The organism is Paenibacillus sp. BIHB 4019, from assembly GCF_002741035.1.
Taxonomy (GTDB): domain Bacteria; phylum Bacillota; class Bacilli; order Paenibacillales; family Paenibacillaceae; genus Pristimantibacillus.
The window spans coordinates 6,043,202-6,065,472 of sequence record NZ_CP016808.1; the positions used below are offsets into that span (position 1 = coordinate 6,043,202).

At 50.9% G+C, this 22,271-nt stretch carries 20 protein-coding genes; 2 read left to right on the forward strand and 18 right to left on the reverse strand.

The window, feature by feature from the left end:
• Positions 1–147 precede the first annotated feature (147 nt).
• The 8 genes from ilvB to BBD42_RS26175 form a co-directional block, all read right to left on the reverse strand.
• Positions 148–1,878 (reverse strand): biosynthetic-type acetolactate synthase large subunit, encoded by a 1,731-nt coding sequence (gene ilvB, locus BBD42_RS26140; protein WP_099520559.1) that lies wholly within the window; start codon positions 1,876–1,878, stop codon positions 148–150.
• 1,102 nt (positions 1,879–2,980) lie between these two features.
• Entirely contained in the window at positions 2,981–3,760 is a 780-nt protein-coding gene (locus tag BBD42_RS26145) for an ABC transporter ATP-binding protein (protein WP_099520560.1), read from the reverse strand.
• Positions 3,761–3,812: 52 nt separating this feature from the next.
• Complete coding sequence (locus BBD42_RS26150) at positions 3,813–4,661, reverse strand: ATP-binding cassette domain-containing protein (protein ID WP_237163238.1); 849 nt, start codon at positions 4,659–4,661, stop codon at positions 3,813–3,815.
• 75 nt (positions 4,662–4,736) lie between these two features.
• Positions 4,737–5,603, reverse strand: a complete 867-nt coding sequence (gene nikC, locus BBD42_RS26155) for a nickel transporter permease (protein WP_099520561.1) — start codon at positions 5,601–5,603, stop codon at positions 4,737–4,739.
• Entirely contained in the window at positions 5,600–6,541 is a 942-nt protein-coding gene (gene nikB, locus BBD42_RS26160) for a nickel ABC transporter permease (RefSeq protein ID WP_172455739.1), read from the reverse strand. The genes nikC and nikB overlap by 4 nt, the downstream gene beginning before the upstream one ends.
• 4 nt (positions 6,542–6,545) lie before the next feature.
• Entirely contained in the window at positions 6,546–8,150 is a 1,605-nt protein-coding gene (gene nikA, locus BBD42_RS26165) for a nickel ABC transporter substrate-binding protein (RefSeq protein WP_099520563.1), read from the reverse strand.
• A 308-nt stretch (positions 8,151–8,458) separates the two neighbouring features.
• Complete coding sequence (locus BBD42_RS26170) at positions 8,459–8,965, reverse strand: hypothetical protein (RefSeq protein WP_099520564.1); 507 nt, start codon at positions 8,963–8,965, stop codon at positions 8,459–8,461.
• A gap of 184 nt (positions 8,966–9,149) precedes the next feature.
• Positions 9,150–9,752 carry a YdeI/OmpD-associated family protein gene (locus tag BBD42_RS26175; protein ID WP_099520565.1) on the reverse strand — a complete coding sequence of 201 codons (603 nt, stop codon included), beginning with the start codon at positions 9,750–9,752 and terminating at the stop codon, positions 9,150–9,152.
• A 136-nt stretch (positions 9,753–9,888) separates the two neighbouring features.
• On the opposite strand from BBD42_RS26175, the gene BBD42_RS26180 reads away from it, so the two are divergent.
• Together BBD42_RS26180 and BBD42_RS26185 are read left to right on the forward strand one after the other, a co-directional pair.
• Positions 9,889–10,536, forward strand: a complete 648-nt coding sequence (locus tag BBD42_RS26180) for a metal-dependent hydrolase (RefSeq protein ID WP_099520566.1) — start codon at positions 9,889–9,891, stop codon at positions 10,534–10,536.
• Between the two features lie 72 nt (positions 10,537–10,608).
• Positions 10,609–11,148, forward strand: coding sequence for a GNAT family N-acetyltransferase (locus BBD42_RS26185; protein WP_099520567.1), 540 nt, complete (start codon positions 10,609–10,611; stop codon positions 11,146–11,148).
• Between the two features lie 260 nt (positions 11,149–11,408).
• On the opposite strand, the gene BBD42_RS26190 is transcribed toward BBD42_RS26185, so the two are convergent.
• The 10 genes from BBD42_RS26190 to BBD42_RS26235 form a co-directional block, all read right to left on the reverse strand.
• Complete coding sequence (locus BBD42_RS26190; protein WP_099520568.1) at positions 11,409–12,179, reverse strand: metallophosphoesterase; 771 nt, start codon at positions 12,177–12,179, stop codon at positions 11,409–11,411.
• 251 nt (positions 12,180–12,430) lie between these two features.
• Positions 12,431–12,853 carry a VOC family protein gene (locus tag BBD42_RS26195; protein WP_099520569.1) on the reverse strand — a complete coding sequence of 141 codons (423 nt, stop codon included), beginning with the start codon at positions 12,851–12,853 and terminating at the stop codon, positions 12,431–12,433.
• 86 nt (positions 12,854–12,939) lie between these two features.
• Positions 12,940–15,216 carry a heavy metal translocating P-type ATPase gene (locus tag BBD42_RS26200; protein WP_481855901.1) on the reverse strand — a complete coding sequence of 759 codons (2,277 nt, stop codon included), beginning with the start codon at positions 15,214–15,216 and terminating at the stop codon, positions 12,940–12,942.
• A gap of 129 nt (positions 15,217–15,345) precedes the next feature.
• Positions 15,346–15,855 (reverse strand): GNAT family N-acetyltransferase, encoded by a 510-nt coding sequence (locus BBD42_RS26205; RefSeq protein WP_237163239.1) that lies wholly within the window; start codon positions 15,853–15,855, stop codon positions 15,346–15,348.
• Between the two features lie 33 nt (positions 15,856–15,888).
• Positions 15,889–16,254, reverse strand: a complete 366-nt coding sequence (locus BBD42_RS26210) for an ArsR/SmtB family transcription factor (protein WP_056037911.1) — start codon at positions 16,252–16,254, stop codon at positions 15,889–15,891.
• Between the two features lie 140 nt (positions 16,255–16,394).
• Positions 16,395–17,069 carry a ThuA domain-containing protein gene (locus tag BBD42_RS26215; protein WP_099520571.1) on the reverse strand — a complete coding sequence of 225 codons (675 nt, stop codon included), beginning with the start codon at positions 17,067–17,069 and terminating at the stop codon, positions 16,395–16,397.
• 39 nt (positions 17,070–17,108) lie between these two features.
• Entirely contained in the window at positions 17,109–18,161 is a 1,053-nt protein-coding gene (gene add / locus BBD42_RS26220; protein WP_099520572.1) for an adenosine deaminase, read from the reverse strand.
• 200 nt (positions 18,162–18,361) lie between these two features.
• Positions 18,362–19,591 (reverse strand): pyridoxal-phosphate-dependent aminotransferase family protein, encoded by a 1,230-nt coding sequence (locus BBD42_RS26225; RefSeq protein WP_099520573.1) that lies wholly within the window; start codon positions 19,589–19,591, stop codon positions 18,362–18,364.
• 2 nt (positions 19,592–19,593) lie between these two features.
• A complete protein-coding gene (gene allC / locus BBD42_RS26230; protein ID WP_099520574.1) occupies positions 19,594–20,844 on the reverse strand; it encodes an allantoate deiminase in 1,251 nt (416 codons plus the stop codon).
• A 1-nt stretch (position 20,845) separates the two neighbouring features.
• Positions 20,846–22,261 carry an allantoinase gene (locus BBD42_RS26235; RefSeq protein ID WP_099520575.1) on the reverse strand — a complete coding sequence of 472 codons (1,416 nt, stop codon included), beginning with the start codon at positions 22,259–22,261 and terminating at the stop codon, positions 20,846–20,848.
• Between the last annotated feature and the right edge of the window lie 10 nt (positions 22,262–22,271).

Here is a 22,271-nt window from a genome sequence, read left to right on the forward strand (position 1 = left end):
TCACCTAAAATAGATTGCCGATCAGCCGCCGAATTTGTCGATTTTGGTCATTAATGCCATTAATTTTCGACCGAAAAATCCATTACAATTCGCCAAGCAGCGGGCTAATCGTTTATTTAATCTCATTAATCAATTTGATTAGGCTGCTTATTCAAAATCTCCCATAATCATCTGATCCAATGTCGTTCCGGCTAAAACCATCGGATATACATTCTCTTCAGTCGGCACGACAAACTCAACAAGTATAGGTCCCGGTGTCTGCAATGCCTCTTCCCATACGCGAATAGCCTCTTCTTTATTGTTTGCTCTTAGCCCTTTAATGCCATACGCTTCAGCAAGTTTAATGAAATCCGGGCTGCCAGCAAGATCGATCTGGCTATAGCGCCTTTCGTACATGAGCTCCTGCTGCTGTTTTACCATGCCCAGCACTTGATTGTTAATTACGACGATTTTAACGGGAATTTGATTGATTGCACAAATCGCCATTTCTTGCGCACACATCTGCATGCCACCGTCACCATTTATTGAAACGACTAGACGTTCTGGATTTCCGATTTGGGCACCGATTGCAGCGGGGAAGCCAAAGCCCATCGTCCCAAGGCCTCCGGATGTAATGAGCGAGCGGGGATGCTTGAATTTGTAAAATTGCGCCGCCCACATTTGATGCTGCCCTACGTCCGTCGTAATAATCGCATTTCCTTGCGTCGTCTCATGAATCATTTCAATAACAAACTGTGGTTTAAGCACCGTATCGGAGTCGTTGTACCTTAATGGATACCGCCTTTTATTTTGCTTCACTTCAGCGATCCAACTGCTGGAATCGGAAGCTGCCGCGCGCGTATTGGCATATTGCAGCACTGCCTTTATATCTCCGATGCACGCAATATCCGTTTTAATATTTTTGCCAATTTCAGCTGGATCGATATCCATATGGGCAATCCATTTCGCCTGTGGAGCGAAGCCATCCAGCTTCATCGTTACCCGGTCATCAAATCTTGAACCGATGGAAAGGATCAGGTCGGCATTTTGGATCGCCATGTTCGCCGCGTATGCACCATGATGGCCCGGCATACCCAGCCATAGATGATGCGCACTTGGGAAGCCGCCCAAACCGAGCAAGGTCGTCGCAACTGGAATGTTCGTTTTATCCGCAAACGCGATAAGCTCCTCGGAGGCATTGGAATAAACGACCCCTCCTCCCGCTATAATAACAGGTTTTTGAGCTTGGGCAATCGCCTCGATTAATCGATCTATTTCCGCAGGATTCGGTATCGGATTGCCATGATAACCGCGTATATGAATAGGACTGGCAGGCTGAGCCAGCATTTTCTGATTCGATACGTCTTTTGGGATGTCGATTAAAACCGGCCCTTTCCTACCCGTGCTGGCGATATGAAACGCTTCATGGATTATTCGCGGCAGCTCCTCTGCATCACGAACGAGATAGCTATGCTTTGTGATTGACATCGTCATGCTAACGATATCTGCTTCCTGAAAGGCGTCCGTACCCATTACCGCTGTAGATACATTGCCCGTAATTACGACTAATGGCACAGAATCATAATAGGCTGTCGCAATGCCGGTCACTAAATTCGTTGCGCCTGGACCAGAAGTGGCGATGCAAACGCCCACCTTCCCAGTTGACCTCGCATAGCCGTCAGCCGCATGAATGGCCCCTTGCTCATGCCTGGTCAAAATATGCTTGAAATCCCGATTACGAACCATCGCATCATAGATATAAAGCACATTTCCACCCGGGTAGCCAAATACACAATCTACCCCTTCCATCAGCAAGCCGCTTAATAGCATTTTCGATCCGGTTACCCATTCCTGTTCCTGCTGCTGTAATTCGCTCGTAAGTGTAGATGATTGATCCATGTGACTGCCTCCTTAAAATATAAATAGCCCCTCTTATCCGCAAGCAACGGCAAACTTCTGCCATGCTTAAGGGACGAAAGGGGCAAACATTTCGTGGTACCACCCTGATTTACTGAAATGCTGCCATTTCAGTCTCAAGAGGTAAGGCATTGCCTTACCTGCCGCACGGTAACGTGTGCCATTCCGTTTGAGTCTACTCACGGGCGCCTAGCATATTCAGGCCCGCTTTCTATCAAAAGCTCCGAGACGACAGCATACAAGGATTATGGCAAAGGTCTCAGCACTCCCCCTGCTCTCTGGGCATAATCGACTTTGGATGTTTTCTCTTCCTCGCTTATCCTATTTTTGAAAACAGAAAAACCCCTCTCATCCGCAAGCGATGGCAAACTTCTGCCATGCTCAAGGGACGAAAGGGGAAACATTTCGTGGTACCACCCTGATTCACTGAAATGTTGCCATTCCAGCCTCATGAGATAAGGCAATGCCTTACCTGCCGCACGATAACGTGTGCCATTCCGTTTGAGTCTACTCACGGGTGCCTAGCATATCCAGGCTCCGCTTTCCATCAAAAGCTCCGAGACGACAGCATACAAGGATTACGGCAAAGGTTTCAGCACTCCCCCTGCTCTCTGAACATAATCGCCTTCGTATGTTTTCTCTTCCTCGCTTTTTAAGATGGTTTTGATATTAGCATAGTTTTTAAAATGTTTCAAACTATAATTTTCAGATCAAGATAATAACCAAGGTGTATGTGCATACCGGAGCTTGTGATTGTTACTGACACCCCAGAGCTCGGGACGCTTACTCCTTTTTTGAAGGACTGAGGTTCCGCTATTCTGGCTTTTGCTGCGATTTCAGGCGGCAAGCGGACAGGAAAGCCGCTATGGCTCTCCTCATCCTGTCAAAATGGCCATTTGCAGCGCATTAGCTGCTCCTGAGTCCGCTGCCTGTGCCATAACACGTTATTATGTTAAAATAGCTGCTGCTGTGTCCATCAAATCAAGCTTTAAGCAGAGAGTTCCCCTGAAACAAAAAGCATAAAACCGCCTATTTTTGTTCCATAACTCTACTTCGTTTTCTATGCCTGTTTCAGGCGGGGAGACTAGCTTGCCGCCTCTACCAGCAGCTTGGTATAGAGATGCCTTTCCTGGTGTGTCAACTCGGTGCTCGCAAACTCGTCAATCATTGCCCCGTCCTTCATGACGATCATGCGGTCGCTCATATATTGGACGGAAGCGATATCATGGGAAATAAACAAATAGGACATGCCTAGCGTGTGCTTCAAGCTTTTGAGCAGCTGCAAAATTTGCGCCTGAACGGAAACGTCGAGGCTTGAGGTTGGCTCGTCACAGACGAGCAGCTTCGGGTTCAGGCTGATGCCCCGTGCAATGGCGACCCGCTGCCGCTGCCCGCCGCTAAGCTCATGCGGATATCGGTTCAGATGATCCATCGGCAGGCCGACCAGCGCTAGCAGCTGCGCTGCCATACCAAGCCTATCTGAGCGATCCCCCGTCAGAAAAGGCGGCATCACCTCCGGAAAATTATCAAGAGGTTCCATAATGGATCGCCAAATCGGCATTCTGCTGTTCAACGATGCGTTAGGGTCTTGAAACACCACTTGAACATGCTGGCGCTGCTCTCTTAACGCTGCCCCTTTTAACTGAAGCAGCGGAATCCCATCCAGCCATACCTCACCGCTATCCGGCCGCTCCAGCGCCAAAATCACCTTGCCTAATGTGCTTTTTCCGCTGCCGCTTTCCCCAACAATGCCAACGCATTCGCCCCTCGCAATTTGCAGGGAAATTTCTTTCAGCGCATAAACCTGTTCCTTCGATTTCCTGAAGGTTTTACATAAACGCTCTACGCGCAACAAAGGCTCCACTGCTTTTCACCTCCTGATTTCTCATCGTTACGTTATTTAATAAATAAGTGATTTAAGTAATATATGGCCTTGCATTCAGCAGCTGCTGCGTATATTCATGATGGCAGTCATACAAAATATGCTCTGCTGTATCCAGCTCAACAATATGGCCGCCCTTCATGACGGCTATCGTCGAGGCCCTTTTCACGACATGCCTCAGATCATGGGAAATGAGCAGTACCGAGCAGCCCGTTCGCTTCTGAAGATTGGCAAGCACACCCAGCACCCTTTCGCCGGAAATGACATCAAGTGCCGTTGTCGGCTCATCGGCAATGAGCAGCGCAGGCTGCAGCATCATCGCCGCAGCGATGGCCGCCCGTTGCAGCTGCCCTCCGCTCAATTGAAACGGATAGCTGCTGTAGACACGCTCTGCAGGCAGGCCAACCTGCTCCAGCCATTCCAGCGCCTGTTCCTTCGCCTGCCGCCTTGTCAGCTTCTCATGAGAGCGCAGCGTTTCATTCATCTGCTTGCCAACCGTAATAAATGGCGTAAAGCTCTCCTGATAATTTTGAAAAATAAAACCGATTTCGCGTCCACGCAAACCCCGACGCTTCTTATCGCTCCAATCCAAAACATTGTCGCCACAAAAACGAATTTCCCCGCTGCTTATAGCGAGCGAACCGGACATCAACCCAAGAACAGCGCTTGCCGTTACACTTTTGCCGCTGCCGCTTTCCCCTACGAGCGCAAATGTCTCGCCTTTAGGAATCACAAAGCTAACATTATGAACGAGCGAGCGCTGCTCTTTCCCTTGCCGCGTGAAAATTTGCAGCTGCGAAACCTCCAGCACCGGTGCTTCAACAGAAGCCAGTACTGACGCGGCATTTTCCTGTTCCGCCTTCTCCATATGAACTTTTTCCATGTGTTCCGTTTCCATATCCATTATTTGCGTCTTCAGATCATACGCCTCCTTTCCCTCGCTACTCTTGTAGCGCTATTAACGGCTGCGGACATCCAGCGCCTCGCGCAGCCCTTCACCAAGCAGATTGCAGGCAATGACGATGGCCATAATGGCAAGTCCCGGATAAATCATAAGCTGCGGCGCAGATTGGAAATAAGGCCGGCCATCATTGAGCATGGCGCCCCATTCCGGTGTTGGCGGCTGTGCGCCCAGTCCCAGATAGGAGAGCATGGAGATAATCATAATGATTTTTCCAATATCCAGTGCCGCGAGCACGACAACGGGAGAAATCATTTGCGGGAGCAAGTGGCGGTGCAAAATCGTCCAAGTGCTGCATCCCGCAACTTTAGCCGCCAGCACATATTCCTTCTCTCGCTCAGATAATGCGACACTTCGCACGACTCGGGCGTAGCCGATCCATTTTACAAGCACAATGGCAAAAATTAAATTAGGCAGGCTGGGCCCGAGGAAGCCGGCAAACGCGATAGCAAATATAAATTCCGGCAGTGCCCCCATGCCGTCTACAAGCCGCATAATAATCGTATCGAAGCGTCCGCCGATATAGCCCGAAATCAGCCCGAGCGGTACGCCTAACACGATTACTGTGACAAGGACAATGGCGGAAATGCCGAGCGTAAGCTGCGCACCTATTACAAGCCTTGTGAAAATGCATCTTCCGAGATGGTCCGTTCCTAGCGGGTATTGCCAGCTTGGCGAAAGCAGCCGCTCCCCCATTTGCACCGTTAAGGGATCATTTTGGACGATCATCGGTCCGAAGAGCGCAAGCAGCACAATGCTTCCAAGCAAGCCCATGCCCAGCATCATCGTCCGATTTTGCAGCATTCTCCGCCCCGCAGCGTTTCGTCTAAGCGGAAGCGAAAGCTCCGCGGTTATTCCCTTCATGAGGCAGCTCCTTTCCCTAAGCGAATGCGCGGATCTAGCAAGCTGTAGCTGAGGTCAACAAGCAGATTGACGATGACAACAAATAGTCCAGTTGCCAGCACATACCCTTGAATAATCGGATAATCCCGTTCAAAAATCGCTTCAAGCGCCAAGCTTCCAAGGCCAGGCCAAGCAAATAGCGTTTCAATGACGACAGATCCTGCGAGCAAATTGCCGAAGCTGACACCGAACACCGTAATAACCGGAAGCAGCGCGGCACGCAGTGCATGTCCCATCAAGATGCGCCTTTCAGCCAGGCCCCGTGCTCTCGCTGCTTTAATATAATCCTGAGACAAGCTGTCCAGCAGCCCGGAGCGCAGCAGCCTTGCATAGACAGCGGCCATTGCAAAGCCGAGCGTAATGGATGGCAAAATCATATGGGCGAAGCTGCCCTTGCCGCTTGTTGGAAGCCACCCAAGCTTTAAGGAAAACAAGTAAATAAGCAGCAGCCCCATCCAAAAACTCGGAATCGAGGCCCCAATAAGCGCAAGTATTCGGCTCACATGATCCGGCCAGCGGTTTGGATAGCGTGAAGCGACGAGGCCCAGCGGTAGTGCTATGGCTACCATAACGACCAATCCACTAGCTGTGAGCTGAATGGTTGCCGGCAGCTTGTCCAGCAGCTCATCCAGCACGGGGCGGCCTTTTAAATACGAAGTGCCCAGATCAAGCTGCATGAGCCCCAGCATCCATTGTCCATATTGCATGAGCACGGGCTGGTCGAAGCCAAGCTCCTCGCGAAGCGCAGCCTCATCGGCCTGTGTAATCGACATTTCATCGGCATGCAGCAAAGTAAGCACCGGGTCGCCAGGAGCGAGCTTCATTAGAATGAAAATAATTAATGACAAAATAAACAGTACAAATACGAGTTGAATCAAACGTTTTTTTATAAGCTGCAGCACATTAAGACACATCCATTTTGTTTGTTACTAGATAATATTCTTCTGGTCCTGGCGCCCAGCCAGTCACCCTCTTGTTCATGCCTACAATCACGTTGGGATATACCGCATAGGAATGCAAAGCCTGTGCTTTTATTACCTGAACGGCTGCTCGGGTCAGCTTGGCGCGTTCTGCTACGTCTCCCGCAGCATTCAACTGCCCGATGATCGTGCTTAGTTCATCATTGCTGATATTAGCCGGATTAAGCGAACCGCCTATCATAAACGCCGAGTTAAGGAAAAAACCCCCGTCTCCGCGCGGAGCAGTCAAATTGCTGTAAGTGGCCAAATCCCAATCGTTATTTTCGCGCAAATAGGTATCTACATTTTCTACTGTTTTTATCGTTAGCGATACACCGATTTTGGCGGCATCGGATTGCAAAAGCTGGGCAATGAGCGGAAGCTCTGGGCGGCCTTTATAAGTAATGACCTCAAGCGTCAGCGGCTTTCCATCCTTCTCCAGCTTGCCGCTGCTGCCCTGCGCATAGCCAGCCTGTTCAAGCAGCAGCTTTGCTTTTTCCGTATTTAGCGGCTGAACCGCCTCCTGGCTACCGAAAGGCAGATTCGCATTAAAAGGGCCATTGGCAGGAGAAGCGTTGCCCAGCATGACGTCCTCCGCAATGCTTTCACGGTCAATGAGCAAGTCCAGCGCCTGTCTGACAAGTACGTCTTTTAAAGCGGGCTGCTGCTGATTATAAAGCAGGAAATGCGCTCGCAAACCCGCAAGAGACGCTATCTTTAAATTTTGATCCCGCTTAATGACGTCAACCATTTCTGCTGGAAGCTGAAAAGCCAGATCAGCCTCCTTCGCCTGAAGCGCCAGCGCCCGTACATTGCCGTCCTCATTAAATTTGAACGTAATTTCTTCAAGCAGCGCTGCACCGTCCCAATAGCTGTCATAACGGGCTAGATTTATTTCCATATTCGGCGTGAAGCCTTTTATTTGAAAGGGCCCCGTACCAATTGGCGCTTTATTAAACGCTTCAGTACCCCTTGTTTTTTCAGCAGCCACATCGATAATGCCGCTATATGGGTTAACAAGCTCAGAAGGAAAAGCCGGCAGAGGTTCCTTTGTCGTGATCGTAAGCGCTTGGCCTTCCGCTTTAATCGAAGCAATCTTGAGTGTTGTGTCCAGCGCTTTGTTCACAGCTATGCCACGTTCGAGCGAAGCTTTAACAGCAGCTGCGTCAAGCATGGCGCCATTATGAAAAGTAACACCCTCGCGGATCGTAAACCGCCACGTAGAGGCATCTACCGACTCCCACTTGGATGCCAGCCACGGCTGAAGCTCCAGCTTATCATCCATACGCACAAGCGTTTCAACAACGCCCGCTTTCAAAACAATGTAATCATTATGCGGGTCAAGACTTCCGCTCTTGAAATGGTAGAGCAGCGTCAGCTTTTTTACCGCTTTGCCTTCCGCAGCACCCGCTGCGCTTTGCCCCGTATTCCCCGCCTCCGATAATGAATTTGCAGATTTTCCACAGCCTGCAATGACTATAGACAGGATGAGCAGCAGGATGGTGAAAAATAATCGTTTATTCGCTTTATTCCCCTTCAACAATCGCATAACCAAACTCCCTCTCCCTTTCGGGTATGTATCTCCCGCTAAATATATGTAATCATTACGATTAGACTCCAAATAAAAAAACGAGCTGAACACCCGTCTTTTTATTCGTAATATTTACTATCAGGAATGATACCACGGCCCTCTTTGACGTGTCAATCGATTGTCATTAACTTTTTTAATGGCAAAATTAAAAGCTGCTATGCATAATTGCATAGCAGCTTCGCTACAGCTATTCATCAAGTCCAGAGTTAGGGTTATGTGTCCTTGGCTTCAAAGCCCCGGATTCACACTCTGGTTTACGGGATATTTTACGGAATATATTGCTGAACAATTTTTACAATTTGCCCATCTTTAATCGTAATGTGATAAGGGAAATTGTTGAGCTGGAATGGATCGTCGGAATTCATAATCGAGACGAATTTGTCAACGGTGATCGGCTCATTCCATTGAATGTCTGCTTCTGCAGCATTGCCCGTACGATTGTAAATTTGCATAAATACTTCAGCATCTGCTGCAATCGGCAGGTCGTGAAGCTGAGGATCGTCATTGACAATGTAGTAGCCGTCCGGTGCATCCGTCATTTCAGCATCTTGTTCATGCTGGCGGAACTGAACGCTCGCCGCCTCTCCTTCGTACCACTGAATTTCATCATATGTAGCGACATAGGCGTTATTTTGTTTGATTATATGATCCATATAGACGGTCGTCTGATTAATCGGGCTGGTGGATGCATTGCCTTTGCCGTTGTCTACGGCCAAACTAAGTGTTAATAAACAAGCGATGGCGAGTGCTGCGCTGAGAATAGCTTTTTTCATTTTGTACCGCTCCCTTACTCGTTTCTATGCTTATAACTATACAACGTAAATGTGGCAGAAAGTGTTGCAAAAAAGAAACAAAATTTTTTCTTTAAATATAAGCATGTATAAGTTTCATACTTATAATCGGCTTATATTTCAACGCGAAACGGTAGCTTTGCCGCCAGAGGACGGCGATAGCCGTTTACGCTTGCCCCTTTTTGACGATTGGCGTAAATTGCTGTAGGGTTCGTCCCATCGCAGAGTCATCAATTAGGGTGCGTAGCCGCTTGCTGCGCGTCTCCTCTTTCTTAGCGCTGATCACCCACCATAGGGCCGATTTCTGATACGTTGCACGCTGCTTCTGAAAATAGCTCCATGCCGCTTCCTGCTCTCTAAAAGCTGCTTCTTCCGCTGGCGCCAAAGCAATATGCTCCGGCTTCTGCTCATATGCATACACAGCAGATTTCGCTTCCTTGCGCCGTTCATACGCGGCAAGCCCTGCCGGATGCATGAGGCCGCCTGCAGTTAGCTCCGGCACACGCTGCATATTAACGGCACTCCAGATGCTGCCTTTTTTCCGCGGTGTAAAGCGGATTTTGTAACTCTCCTCATCTATGCTTTTGCGAATTCCGTCGATCCAGCCAAAGCACAGCGCCTCGTCTACTGACTCTGGCCAGCTCATCGATCGTTTCCCGCTGCTCTTTTTACGAAAACCGACCCAAAGCATCGTCTCCTGCTCATGATTTTGCTCCAGCCAGCTGCGCCATTCCGCAGGCGATTCAAAAAATATTATCGTTTCATCCATCTTAAGGCCTCCTCCTTTGAAATAAACGAAAGAAATGATACGCACTCTTGTTCCCTTGGACTGTTTCTTGTATAATAACATAGCGAACATACGTTTGAATACATAGCTGGATAATAGCCAGGCATTAGGAGGAACAATGAAAGGCACGACACATCTTACGATTGGCATGGCTATTGGAGCCGGTGCGGCAGCTTATTATTCCTTCACCCCTGCGAATGCGGCTGCTTATGTAGCCGTTGCCGCGATCTCCGCGTTAAGCGCGGATCTTGACGGCCCTAGTATTTTGAGCAGCAAGCTTGGCAAAGTGTCCAAGCTCATTCATGATTTGCTTATTTGGGGCGGCGTTATTATGATTGCGATTGTCAGCTATTTGTATGTGGTGAATCATACGGTAGGGTGGAAGCTGCTTGTTGCTTCCGTTGGCGTTGTGCTGCTAGGGCTTGTCGCGAAGCGCGGCGTCATCCGCAATGCACTTGTGAGCGCTATCGGCGGGGCCTTTGTATACGGCGGCTTCTGGTTCGGCATGAACTGGCTTATCGGCCTTGGCGCTTTCGTCGCCTTGGCGCCTTGGCTCAAGCATCGCGGAATGACCCATACGGTATGGGCTACCGCAGCATGGGGCGCAATCGCCTGGGGACTGGAGCAGCAGCTTCATCTTGAGGGCATTATGCGAGTTGCAGTCATTGGATATTTATCCCATTTATTTGCAGATACGTTGACGCCGAGCGGGGTCAAATGGCTTTATCCGCTATACAAGAAGCCTTTTAAGCTTAGTATTTTTTAATTGCCAGCTTCTATCCCAGAGGAAGCGCCTCTGAGTTGAGGGGTCGCTTTAGAAAGGAGCATCCATCCATTGATGACAATAAAGCAGAACATTTATTTAAAGCCCCTTGAGCTTGCTGATGCAGAGGCCATGCTTGTACTTAGATTAAGCAATCAAGCCTTCCTCCAGCCTGTAGAGCCCGTCCGCCCCAACAACTTCCTGACCCTGGAAGGCCAGCAGGAGCATATTGCTCTAGGCCTTCAGAAGCAGGCTGAAGCTGCAGCTTATCCATTCGGCATTATGCTGGGGCAGCAGTTAATCGGGCGAATGGAGTTGTCTAATGTGATAAGAGGCCCCTTGCAAAATGCCAATGTCGGTTATTTTCTCGATCGCGCCCATCAAGGCAATGGTTATGTATCGGAGGCTGTTCGCTTGGTCACCGCTTATGCTTTCGAGCAGCTTAACCTCCATCGCCTGCAAGCTGGGGTCATGCCGAGAAACACGCCGTCCATTCGTGTTCTGGAGCGTGCCGGCTTTCGCCAAGAGGGCCTTGCCCTTCGCTATTTACAAATTAATGGGGTGTGGGAGGATCACTTCCTCTTCGCCTTAACAGCCGAGGAATATAAGTCCTGAAAGACAAGACATTTCACAGCCATGCAAGACGCATCGTATACTCTGCTTCTTTTAGCGAGTATACGATGCGTTTTTTTCAATAGAAAAAAAGCAGCTCGTCTTCCTAATAAGGATAAGCTGCTTACCGTATTTTTTATTTTGCTAATCAGCCATTAGTGATTTGAACTCAAACGTCCTATAGTCCCCATTGGCTGATGAATACCTTGTAATATTTCCATCATCCGGTATGCCAATTGAAGTAAGCACCCATGCAGCCCGCGCTACAGCTGATGCACCGTCACTTCACTGCGAATGAGGAATCTGGCATTGGGCTCGGTCTGGCTAATACCTTTGGAAATATAGAAGGTGCCGTTGCTCCATTTGTGCTGTCCTTTATAAATACCAGAAGCAGCAAGCTTGCCCTTGTTAATAAACCGGAACAGGAACGGGACATTAAACTGCATGCCATGAAAATGGCCCGCCATGAGATAATCATAGGAATGCTTAATATGCAGAACCGTATTCGGATCGTGTGCGAGCACAATAATAGGCTTTGACGGGTCAACGTGGAGAAAAGCTTGTCCCGGCTTGCTCTTTTTGCTGCTCCAATCGTCAATGCCAACCAGCTGAAATGCGCCTAAATCGATGCTCTCATTAGTCAGAACGGTAACGCCTTCCTGTTCCAGAAGCTTCTTCAGCACGCGCACTCCGGAAGGCTTTATTCGATGGTCGTGATTGCCATACACCGCATAAACCGGAATGCCGCCTGCGCAAATCGCCTGCACATACTGCCTAACCTTCGGTAAATAACGCAACTTCTGGGTAAAGTCTCCGGTGAGAAATATGTATGCCGGCTGCTCCCTTGCAATCAGCTTCTGGATTCGCCTCGGGCTGATGCGAATATTTTCAACATGCAGGTCGCTAATTTGCAGCACCTTGAGCCCTAATCCCGCTTGATATTGGAAACGCTCCACTTTAAACCACTGCGTAGGCAATATCAAAAATAAATAAAACAGCAGCGCAAGCGCTGCAATACCAATAGCAACGACCATGCAACCCCTCCTTACTACTAAAACCGCTAACAAGGTGAAACGGCTGACTCCGTCCATTAGCGGCGCAGCGCGTTTCAGTCCGAGAAATGTAGAGAAAGGATGGCGACATCATATCCTTTCCTATATTTTAAAAATAGCGGCCCGCCTTCATAATGGGAGGCCATAAGCCGGAACAACCGAAGGCATCGCCTTCGGCTGTCGCAGCATTTTTGACATAAGATGATGATTCTTGCTTATAGCCTGCCGATTGCTTACAGCTGATTGTCACCTGTGCTTTGGAAAAACTCAATGATTTCGCCATTCAAGCCTTTAACAAAAGCGATTTTCACTGGAGTTGGCGGATTGTCGCCGAGCACAACTTCCTTCGTCTCTACCGTTACAACTGCGCCAGCTGCTACTGCAGACTGAACCGCCAGCTCTATATTTTCGGAGCGGTAAGCCAAATGGAAATAGGAGCCTTCGTCCGACACCGGCGCTTTGCCGCCAGCGAATACTTCGAGATAGTTGCCATCGCCGCTATCGAGCATAATAACGCGACCGTCTCCTTCACCCCAGCTATGTCTTGGCGTAAAGCCAAGTCCTTCTGTATAAAATTTCACGGTTGCTTCAAAGTCAAATGCGCGCAGCGCAATATGATGAAGGCCGCCGCCACCAATTTTTGCATTTTTATTCATTGGATGTTGTCCTCTCCCAAAAACAAAATGAAGTACCCTTTTAGAATACCCGATTTTTAGGCGGCTGGGCAACCCTGCCATTAGCATCAGGCTTTGATTTTCATCCGCTGCAAGCGCAGCGCATTGAGTACGACCGATACGGAGCTAAGCGCCATCGCCGCCCCCGCCAGCCAAGGAGCAAGCAGGCCCGCTGCCGCTATCGGAATGCCGATGACGTTGTAGGCCAGCGCCCAGAACAGGTTTTGCTTGATGTTGCGCATCGTTTTTTTGCTCATCGTTATGGCGTCGACAATGCTGTTAAGATCGCCGCGCATAAGTGTGACATCTGCCGTCTCCATGGCAACATCCGTTCCTGTCCCCATCGCCATGCCGATGTCTGCTGCCGCCAGCGCCGGAGCATCATTAATGCCATCACCAGCCATTGCTACTTTCATGCCAGCCGCCTGAAGCTTCTTAACCTCCTCGGCTTTTCCTTCCGGCAGCACGCCAGCAATGACATGCTCGATACCCGCCTCGCTCGCAATAGCCTCCGCCGTCCGTGGATTATCTCCTGTAATCATCATGACCTGAATGCCAAGCTCCTTGAGCCGGTCAATCGCTTGCTTGGATGAAGGTTTAATCGTATCGGCAACCGCAATCATGCCTGTATATTGGCCGTCAACAGCCGTCAGCATAACCGTCTTCCCAACTTCCTCCAGCTTAGCCATTGGCGCTTCGCTGTTGTGTGCAACATCGTAACGCTCCATTAAAGCACGGGTTCCGACAACAACATCGCGTCCTGCTACAGTTGCCCGAATGCCAAAGCCCGGAATGGCTGAAAATTCCGTCGCTTCGGGAAGTGCAATGTTTCGCGCTTCAATTGCGGCTACAATTGCTTCGGCGAGCGGATGCTCCGAGCGTTTCTCGGCTCCCCCAACGAGGGCCAGCAGTTCCTGCTCCGGTATATTTCCTTCGACAATAACATCCGTCAGTGAAGGTTTACCTTCCGTCACCGTACCTGTTTTATCGAGCAGCACCGCAGTAATACGATGGGTCGATTCTAAATGCTCGCCGCCCTTGAACAAAACGCCTACTTCTGCCGCCCGGCCCGATCCCGCCATAATAGAGGTCGGTGTCGCAAGTCCGAGCGCACATGGGCAAGCGATAACGAGCACCGCGATAGCTTTCTCCAGCCCTTCAGCGAACATGCCTGGATCGAGCCAGAAGTACCACAAAGCAAAAGCGAGTAGGGCGATTCCTACAACGATGGGAACGAATATGCCGGAAATACGGTCTGCTATTCGCTGAATCGGCGCTTTGGAGCCCTGCGCCTGCTCGACGATGTGAATAATTTGCGCAAGCGTCGTATTTTTGCCAACCTTCGTAGCCTGAATGCGCAAGACGCCATTTTTATTAATAGTCGCCCCAAATACTTGATCACCTGACTGCTTGTCAACAGGCAGGCTTTCTCCAGTCAGCATCGATTCGTCAATCGCTGAGCTGCCGTCCAGTACAATACCGTCGACCGGAATTTTGCCGCCCGGCTTCACAATAAGCTGATCGCCAATGATCACCTGTTCGACCGGGATGCTTACTTCGGAGCCATCGCGCACGACGAGCGCTGTTTTCGCTTGCAGTCCCATGAGCGAGCGAATTGCTTCCGATGAACGGCCTTTAGCGAGCGCTTCGAACCATTTTCCAAGTAAAATCAACGTAATGAGCAAGGCGCTCGTCTCATAATACAGCTCCTGCATAACGGGCATATTAGCCATCCCTGCATGCTCTTCAGGCTTCAACGTCAAATACAGGCTGTAAAAATAGGCGGCCGATGTTCCAAGCGCCACTAAGACATCCATATTCGCGCCCCCACTCCGCAGCGCATTAAATGCCCCCTTATAAAAGGGCCAGCCGATTATGAATTGCACAGGAGTTGCCAGCGCTAGTTGAAACCACGGATTGAGCAATAAATCCGGCACCCATATAAACGACGTAAATGAAAAATGTGCCGCCATTGCCCACAAAAGCGGCAGCGACAATATCGCCGATAAGATGAACTTCAGCTGCTGCTTGCGGATCTCGTCACGCCGGCGATCCCCATCCTGCTTCTGCTCTACCTTCTCCTCTGCTGTAAACCCAAGCTGCTCTATCCGCTTGATGACCGCAGCCAAATCGATCGTATCCGCACGATATTCGACATGGCTCGTCTCCATCGTGAAGTTGACCGTCGCTTGCGATACGCCTTCCAGCTTATTTAAGCCCTTCTCTATACGATTCGCGCATGCCGCACATGTCATACCCGAAATTTCCAGTGTAGTCTGCCTGTTCTCCATTGTAGCTACCACCTTTTCATACCCTATGGGGGTATCTCTTGTTGTTTTCATCATATAATACCCCATGGGGGTATGTCAAGGGTTGGCACAATCTATGCCAAAAAAAACGACCCAAGCGCTGCGCGCCTGAATCGGTCTGGTCACAAATTGCATTTTAAAGTTCGTATAATACGATAAGTACGCTTATTTAACACTTGCATCCATATGTACCGTTTGCCATTCATCCTGATCTTCGGCCGTAATAGCAAAGCCTTGCCGCTGCCAAAAATCGACGGCTCCCTTTAGAAAACGATGCGTATGCAAATACGCTACGCTATAGCCCTGCTCTGCAATAAAACGCTTGGCCTCTGCTGTAAGCAGCGAGCCTACACCGCTTCTGCGGCTGCTTGCAGCTACATAACATTTCACTATTTCTGCGGCTGGCCGGTTCGCTTCATACTTAGCCGTCTCAATTCGGTTATCATAGGGCTGCACACCGATGCACCCCCATATTTCTCCACGCTCCGAAAGTGCCAGGAAAAAACCGGCTCCCTCCTGGTGCAAATAATGCTCGGAGAAATTCACGAGATCCGGCGACATTCCATTTACCGCAAACATCGGCATAACCTCTTCTCGCACTAGAGCTGCAAAAGCGACAGCATCCGCAATATGCTCCTCGCGAGCCTGTATAATAACTGGCGACACTACTGTCACGTCTAGACCCTCTCCTTAATATGGACGCAACACCTAGCTGTGATGCAAATGCTGAAGCGTCTGGATGAAAATTTCCTTTACATGATCATCGTCAAGCGAATAATAGACGGTTTTCCCAACTTTGCGGCGCTTTACAATTCGCACATTGCGCAAGTAACGCAATTGATGCGAAATAGCCGACTGTGCCATATCCAGCACGACGCATAAATCATGCACGCACAGCTCTTGCGACAGCAGCGCATAAATCATTTTAACCCTCGTCGGGTCGCCTAGCGCCTTGAACATTTCAGCCAGATCAATGGCCGTCTGCTCCTCGACCTTTGCGGTCAGCAGATCTGCACCTTCCTGCTTCGTTCCCATACATGTGTCGTCACATTGCTCATCGATCACTTTGTCCATTCGGCTACACCACCCTCTAATCGTAATCCTTATGATCTTATTATAGCAGACAAAAGCGCAGTTCCTCTATCATTTGCAGGAACCGCGCTTTTCAAGCGTTTATAAGACCTTAAATGATCGTTTATAAAAAAATACCAATGCTACGCCATACGGGCGCACCACTGCACACAAGCATTTACCAGCTCGCCCAGCACCGGATGCAGCAGGCTTTCGCGATTATGCGCAGGCGTCAAACAACATACGCGGCCTTCCCCATAGGCATGGGACCACCCGCCAATCGACTGCCCATCCTCGGAATACGTCCGCATAAATACCGTTGTTGACGCTTCATCACAGTGGACAAAATAATGCTCATCTACCGTTTCGAATGCTTGGTCTGCCGCTATATTGACATGCTCCTCGCCTGAACGCCCAGCAGGCTCAACCGTTATGGAGCGCACAAGCTTCTGCTCCGGATGGTGCTGAAAATAACCCCGCGTCATCTGTGCATAGCCACCTTCTGCCGGATATGAAGCAAGCCCGGAATGCCAGGCGAACCAGCCTCCGCCCGCCCTTACATACCGCAAAATCGCCTGCTCCGTCTCGTCGCCAAGCCATTGCTGCACTTGTTCATCAGCGGGATTGATATTGTTATCTTTGTACAAAATGACGGCATCCGGCTTCGCCGCCAGTTCCTCGGCCAAATATTTGACCGTCGTATAGCTGAGCTCGATGTCCCCTGACTCCATAAATGGCGCCAAGCTTTGCTGCAAGCCTTCGGCAATCGCCTCCGCAGGATGATAATAATCCCCAATTACGGCTAAAATGGTTCGCATACGTCACTTCCTCCATTGTTTCCGAATCAGGGACTCTCCTTATACGGCAGGCTTCACTCCCGCGGCTGCGAGCCCCTGTTCAATGTCGGCAATCAGCTGCCGTTTTTCTTCCTGCTCCAAAAAGGCGGCATGGGCGCTGTTCAAAATCAGCCTGCCGATTTCCTCCAGCGTCACGCCGCATTTTTCCATCAACAGCTCATATTCCAAACCAATCGTCGTACCTGAAACCGTCAGGTTATCCGTGTTAATGGTCGCCCGAATGCCTGCTGCCAGAAAAGCTTTAATCGGATAAGCCTCCCAGCCGCTAACGGCCTTCGTCTGGATGTTGCTCAGCGGACATAGCTCCAAAGGCGTGCCTGTACGGCGTACCATTTCCATAATAGCAGGATTTTCCGTAATGCGCACGCCATGGCCGATACGTGTGGCGCCCAGGCTTTCAATCGCCTCCTGCACATTTTCCGCACCGCCTGCTTCTCCAGCATGAATCGTAATCGGCAGCCCTTTGCTAGCAGCGAGTTTAAATAAGGAACGATGCAGCTCTGGCGGGAAGGAAGCTTCATCACCAGCCAAATCTACCGCGGCGATTCCATCGCCATGCAGCTTGGCAGCGGCCAGTATGACCTGTTCATTGCGCTCATAGGCGTCATGGCGCAGGCAGATGGCGATGCCCCGCGCTTTCACGCCGAAATCCCGTTCTCCACGCCGCAAGCCATGAAGGGTATGGCGCATCGCCTCCTCCAGCGACAAACCTCCTTTAATATGCAGCAGCGGCGCAAAACGCACCTCGATATAACGGCAGCCTTGTGCCGCCGATTGCTCAACCACTTCATAAGCTACGCGCTCCAGCGCCTCTGGCGTTTGCAAATAGGGCTCCACAAACGCAAATTTGCTCAAATATTCTTTTAAGCTCGTGCAGCTCTCATCTGCAAGCATCCACGGGGTAAGCTCGCTGCCTTCCTCAACGGGCAGCTCCTTGCCTTGCTCCTTTGCCAGCTCGCGAAGCGTATTTGGCAAGACGCTGCCATCCAAATGCAAGTGCAAATCGATTTTGGGAAGCTTTTTCAATTGCTCCCGCACCACTATATCTTTCATCGTAAGCACTCCTTTAAATTTAAAATAAAAGCAAAAGCTATAGCAAACCGCCGAACCAGGTTAAACGGCCGAAAGCCGTCCTATGGCGGCGTGGCGCGTTTCAGTCCGAGAAGTATAGAGAAAGTATGGCGAAATCGTATACTTTCCTATATTTCCAGGAAACCTGGGCGGCGGTATAAAATAGCATAAGTTAAACGGCCTTAGTTCTCATACACAGCCAGTGCCGCCTGCAGGCCTTCTCCAGCTGGCACAATTGCGCCATGCCGAATCAGTACGGCTTCAAGCGCACCGAGCACATGCAGCACATTTTTCTGGCTGCAGCTGTAGCCCATCGTGCCGATGCGCCAAATTTTCCCTTTTAGCTCACCGAACGAACTGGCGATTTCGATGCCAAAGCTGTTTAGCAGCATGCTGCGAACAGCTTCTCCATCCACGCCTTCAGGAATTGTCACGCAGGTGACAACCGGAAGCTTGCAAGCCGGATTGCCATACAAGGTTAATCCCATCGCTGCAAGCCCTGCCATTAGCGCCGCTTCATGTCTGCGATGTCTCGCGAACCGCTCCTCAAGTCCTTCAGCGAGCAAAATACGCAGCCCTTCGCGCAAGCCATACAGCATTGAGGTCATCTCCGTATGATGATTGAGTCTTGCTGGCCCCCAATAATCCTGAAGCTGGCTCAAATCCAAATAGTTGCTCTGGATTGCTGGACGCCGGTTGCTGCTTGCGGCATCGCCGGGAACGAGCAAGCCCCGCTCGACCTTTTTACGGGCGGCAATTTTCCGCTCTGCCCTGTCGTTGTACGTAATGGGGGCCATGCCCGATGGAACGGATAAACATTTTTGCGTGCCGCCAATGACCGCATCGATACACCAGGCATCTGTCTCAAGCGGAACGCCGCCGATGGTCGCAACCGCATCAACGACAAACAGAATGTCTTGCTCCCTGCACGCTTTGCCTATCACGTCCAGCGGCTGAATCCGGCCTGTGGACGTTTCCCCGTGGACCATTAGCACAAGCGCCGGACGCTCATGCGAAATAGCAGCGATGACTTCATCCGGCTCAAAAACTTCGCCCCATTCCTTCTCCAGCGCCACAACCTCTGCGCCGCAGCGCTCGGCAATTTCATAAAGCAGATTGCCGAAACGGCCATAAATCGGAACCAGCACTTTGTCTCCCGGCTCAATTAAGCTGTTAAGTACCGCTTCAATGCCTGAACGCGACGTTCCATCTATCGGATAAGCCCAGCGATTGTCCGTTTGGAACAAGCTGCGCAGCATTTCCATCGTATCATTCATCAGTGCCGTAAACTCGGGGTCAAATTGGCCCAGTATAGGATAAGATAACGCACGAAGCACACGCGGGTCAACCTCAACGGGGCCAGGTGTCATAATCGTGCGGGGGGAAGGCGACAGTTCTCGGTAGCTCTTCATCATCATTTCTCCTCGTAAGCAAGTTCATATAACAAAGCGGACAGCATCTCCGCCCCTGCTGCCAATTGATCCGGCGACGTATATTCCTCTGGGGAATGGCTAATGCCGCCGCGGCTCGGAACGAATAACATCGCTGTAGGACAAATGCCTGACAGCAGCTGGGCGTCATGCCCCGCCCCGCTCGGCATGACCGTATAAGGCAATGTTAATTGCTTCGCAATACGTTCCAGACGGACACGCAATTGTCCGTCCATCGGGGCAGGCGCGGCCTCCATCCATTGCTCAATCGTCACCCGCAGCTCCCGCTCGCCAGCGATTTCTTGAAACTGCTGAAATACCGTTTGGCAAAATTCACGAATCGCGGTCCCATCTATATGGCGTACATCGACCGTAAAGCTAACGGAACCAGCAATAACATTCGGCGTATTTGGCGTTGCCGCCAGTTTACCAACCGTAGCAACGAGCGGCGAGCCCGTTAAAATCGCTTCCGTCTCCAGCTGCACAATCATTGCAGCCGCTCCAGCCAGTGCATCGCGGCGCAGCGGCATCGGCGTCGTCCCGGCATGATTAGCTGTTCCGCCCACCGTTACCGTATAACGATGCTGCCCGACGATGGCCTCGACAATGCCAACGCTGAGCTGCTGCCGTTCCAGAACAGGCCCTTGCTCAATATGCAGCTCCACAAACGCTGCAATATCTGATCGGCGGGCGGCACGCTGCTCCGCTTTGCCGAAGCCGCAATGAAGCATCGCCTCTTGCAGGCTAGTTCCGGCTGCATCATAGCGCTCCGCACATTGCTCTAAATCATATAGCCCGGTCATATTGCCCGAGCCCCAATACGTAAGCGGAAAACGGCTGCCTTCCTCTTCGCAGAGCGAAACTACCTCAAGCGTTTTTACAGGCTGCCCATACGTTTCCTTCAAATGCGCCAAAGCGGCAATTCCGGCAGCGACACCATAAGCCCCGTCATAAATGCCGCCCGATTGCACCGTATCGATATGGGAGCCCGTCATAATAACCGGCCCTTCTTCTGAACTGCCTTGCAGCCTGCCGAATAAATTGCCTACTCGGTCAAAATAAACGTCCATGCCCAGTTCTTGCATTTGCTCGGCTAAATATTGCTGTGCCTCCAGCCACTCTGCCGTATAAAGCAGCCTAGTCACACCACCGCGCGGATCAGCGCCGAACTGGGATAATTCCTCCAGCAGCTTAGGGACGAAGGAGGCGAGCTGCCATTTGCTTGCCATTGTCATATCAAACACACCCCTTCATCATACCCTTTTCCGAACCCGCCTCAAACGGTAGCAGCAACTTGCCCGAAGCTGGCTGTGCAAGGCCTCCGTCAGCTGTATATACAACGGTTCCTCGAACGAGTGTCACCACGACTCGGCAGGCCATTTCTTTCCCCACATAAGGGCTATGCTTGTGCCGATAAAACAAATGTTCCTCCCGCAGCTCATAGGCCGCATTAGCGTCTATAATAGCCAGGTCCGCGTCAGAGCCGATTGCGATAACTCCCTTGCGCGGATACAGCCCGAAGCGCTGCGCAGGTCCTGCCGACAGCAAAGCGGATAACAATGGCAGCGGCAGCCCACGCTTGATCCACCCTTCGCCTAGCACCACCTCCATGCTGCTCTGTGCCCCGGATATGCCTCCCCATGCCTCGAAAAACGTTTTGGAAGCATCCTTCTTCATCGGAGTCGGGCATGGCGAATGATCGGAAGCGATGACGTCCAGCTTGCCTTCGCCAATCATTCGCCACAATCCCTCGCGCTGCTCCTCGCTGCGCAGAGGAGGCGCGCATTTGGCAACTGCTCCAAGCACCGCCATATCCTTCTGTGTCAGCAGCAAATAATGCGGACAGGTTTCCACCGTCACCGGCAAGCCGCGCCGCTTCGCCCGATCAATCAGCTCCACCGCGTCATAGCTGCTTATATGGACAAAATGAACTTTGCAGCCCGTCTGCTCCGCAAACAACAGCGCCTTGTTCACCGCCTCCAGCTCGGCAATAATCGGACGCGAGGCTGCGAATGCCTCAGCATCATGGCGGCCGGCTGTTAGGGCCGCATCTGCCAGTTGGGACGTAATGGCGTCACTCTCGGCATGAAGGGCAACAAATCCGCCAAGCGTGGCGATTTTTTTCATCCCCTCATACAGCGTCCAGTCATCAACCTCGCGAAATCGCCCTTCCCCTTCGCCGCCGGGATTGGACATAAATGCTTTAAAGCCGACGACGCCCGCTTCGAACATAGGGGCAAGCTCATCCAGCTTCCCTGGGACAAGCCCGCCCCAGAACGTATAATCAACTGCTGAATGGCCTTCGGCCTGGCCTGCTTTCAACGCAAGCGCCTCGGTCGTAACAGTCGGCGGATTGCCATTGAGCGGCATATCAGCGTAGCAGGTTGTCCCTCCGGCAGCTAGTGCGGCAGAGCCGCTCGCAAATCCTTCCCAATGCCCCAAATTCGGTTCATTGAAATGCACGTGAATATCGACCATGCCGGGCAGCACATACTGCCCCTCCGCATCGATTCGAGAGCCCGACTCGGCACCTGCGAGAGACGGCTCCAAGGCGGCAATGCGGCCATCGCGAATGCCAATATCCAGCTTTTTCACTTGGTCAGGCAGCACAACAAAACCATTCATCACGATACAATCATAGTAGGAAGCCATGCGCATCCAC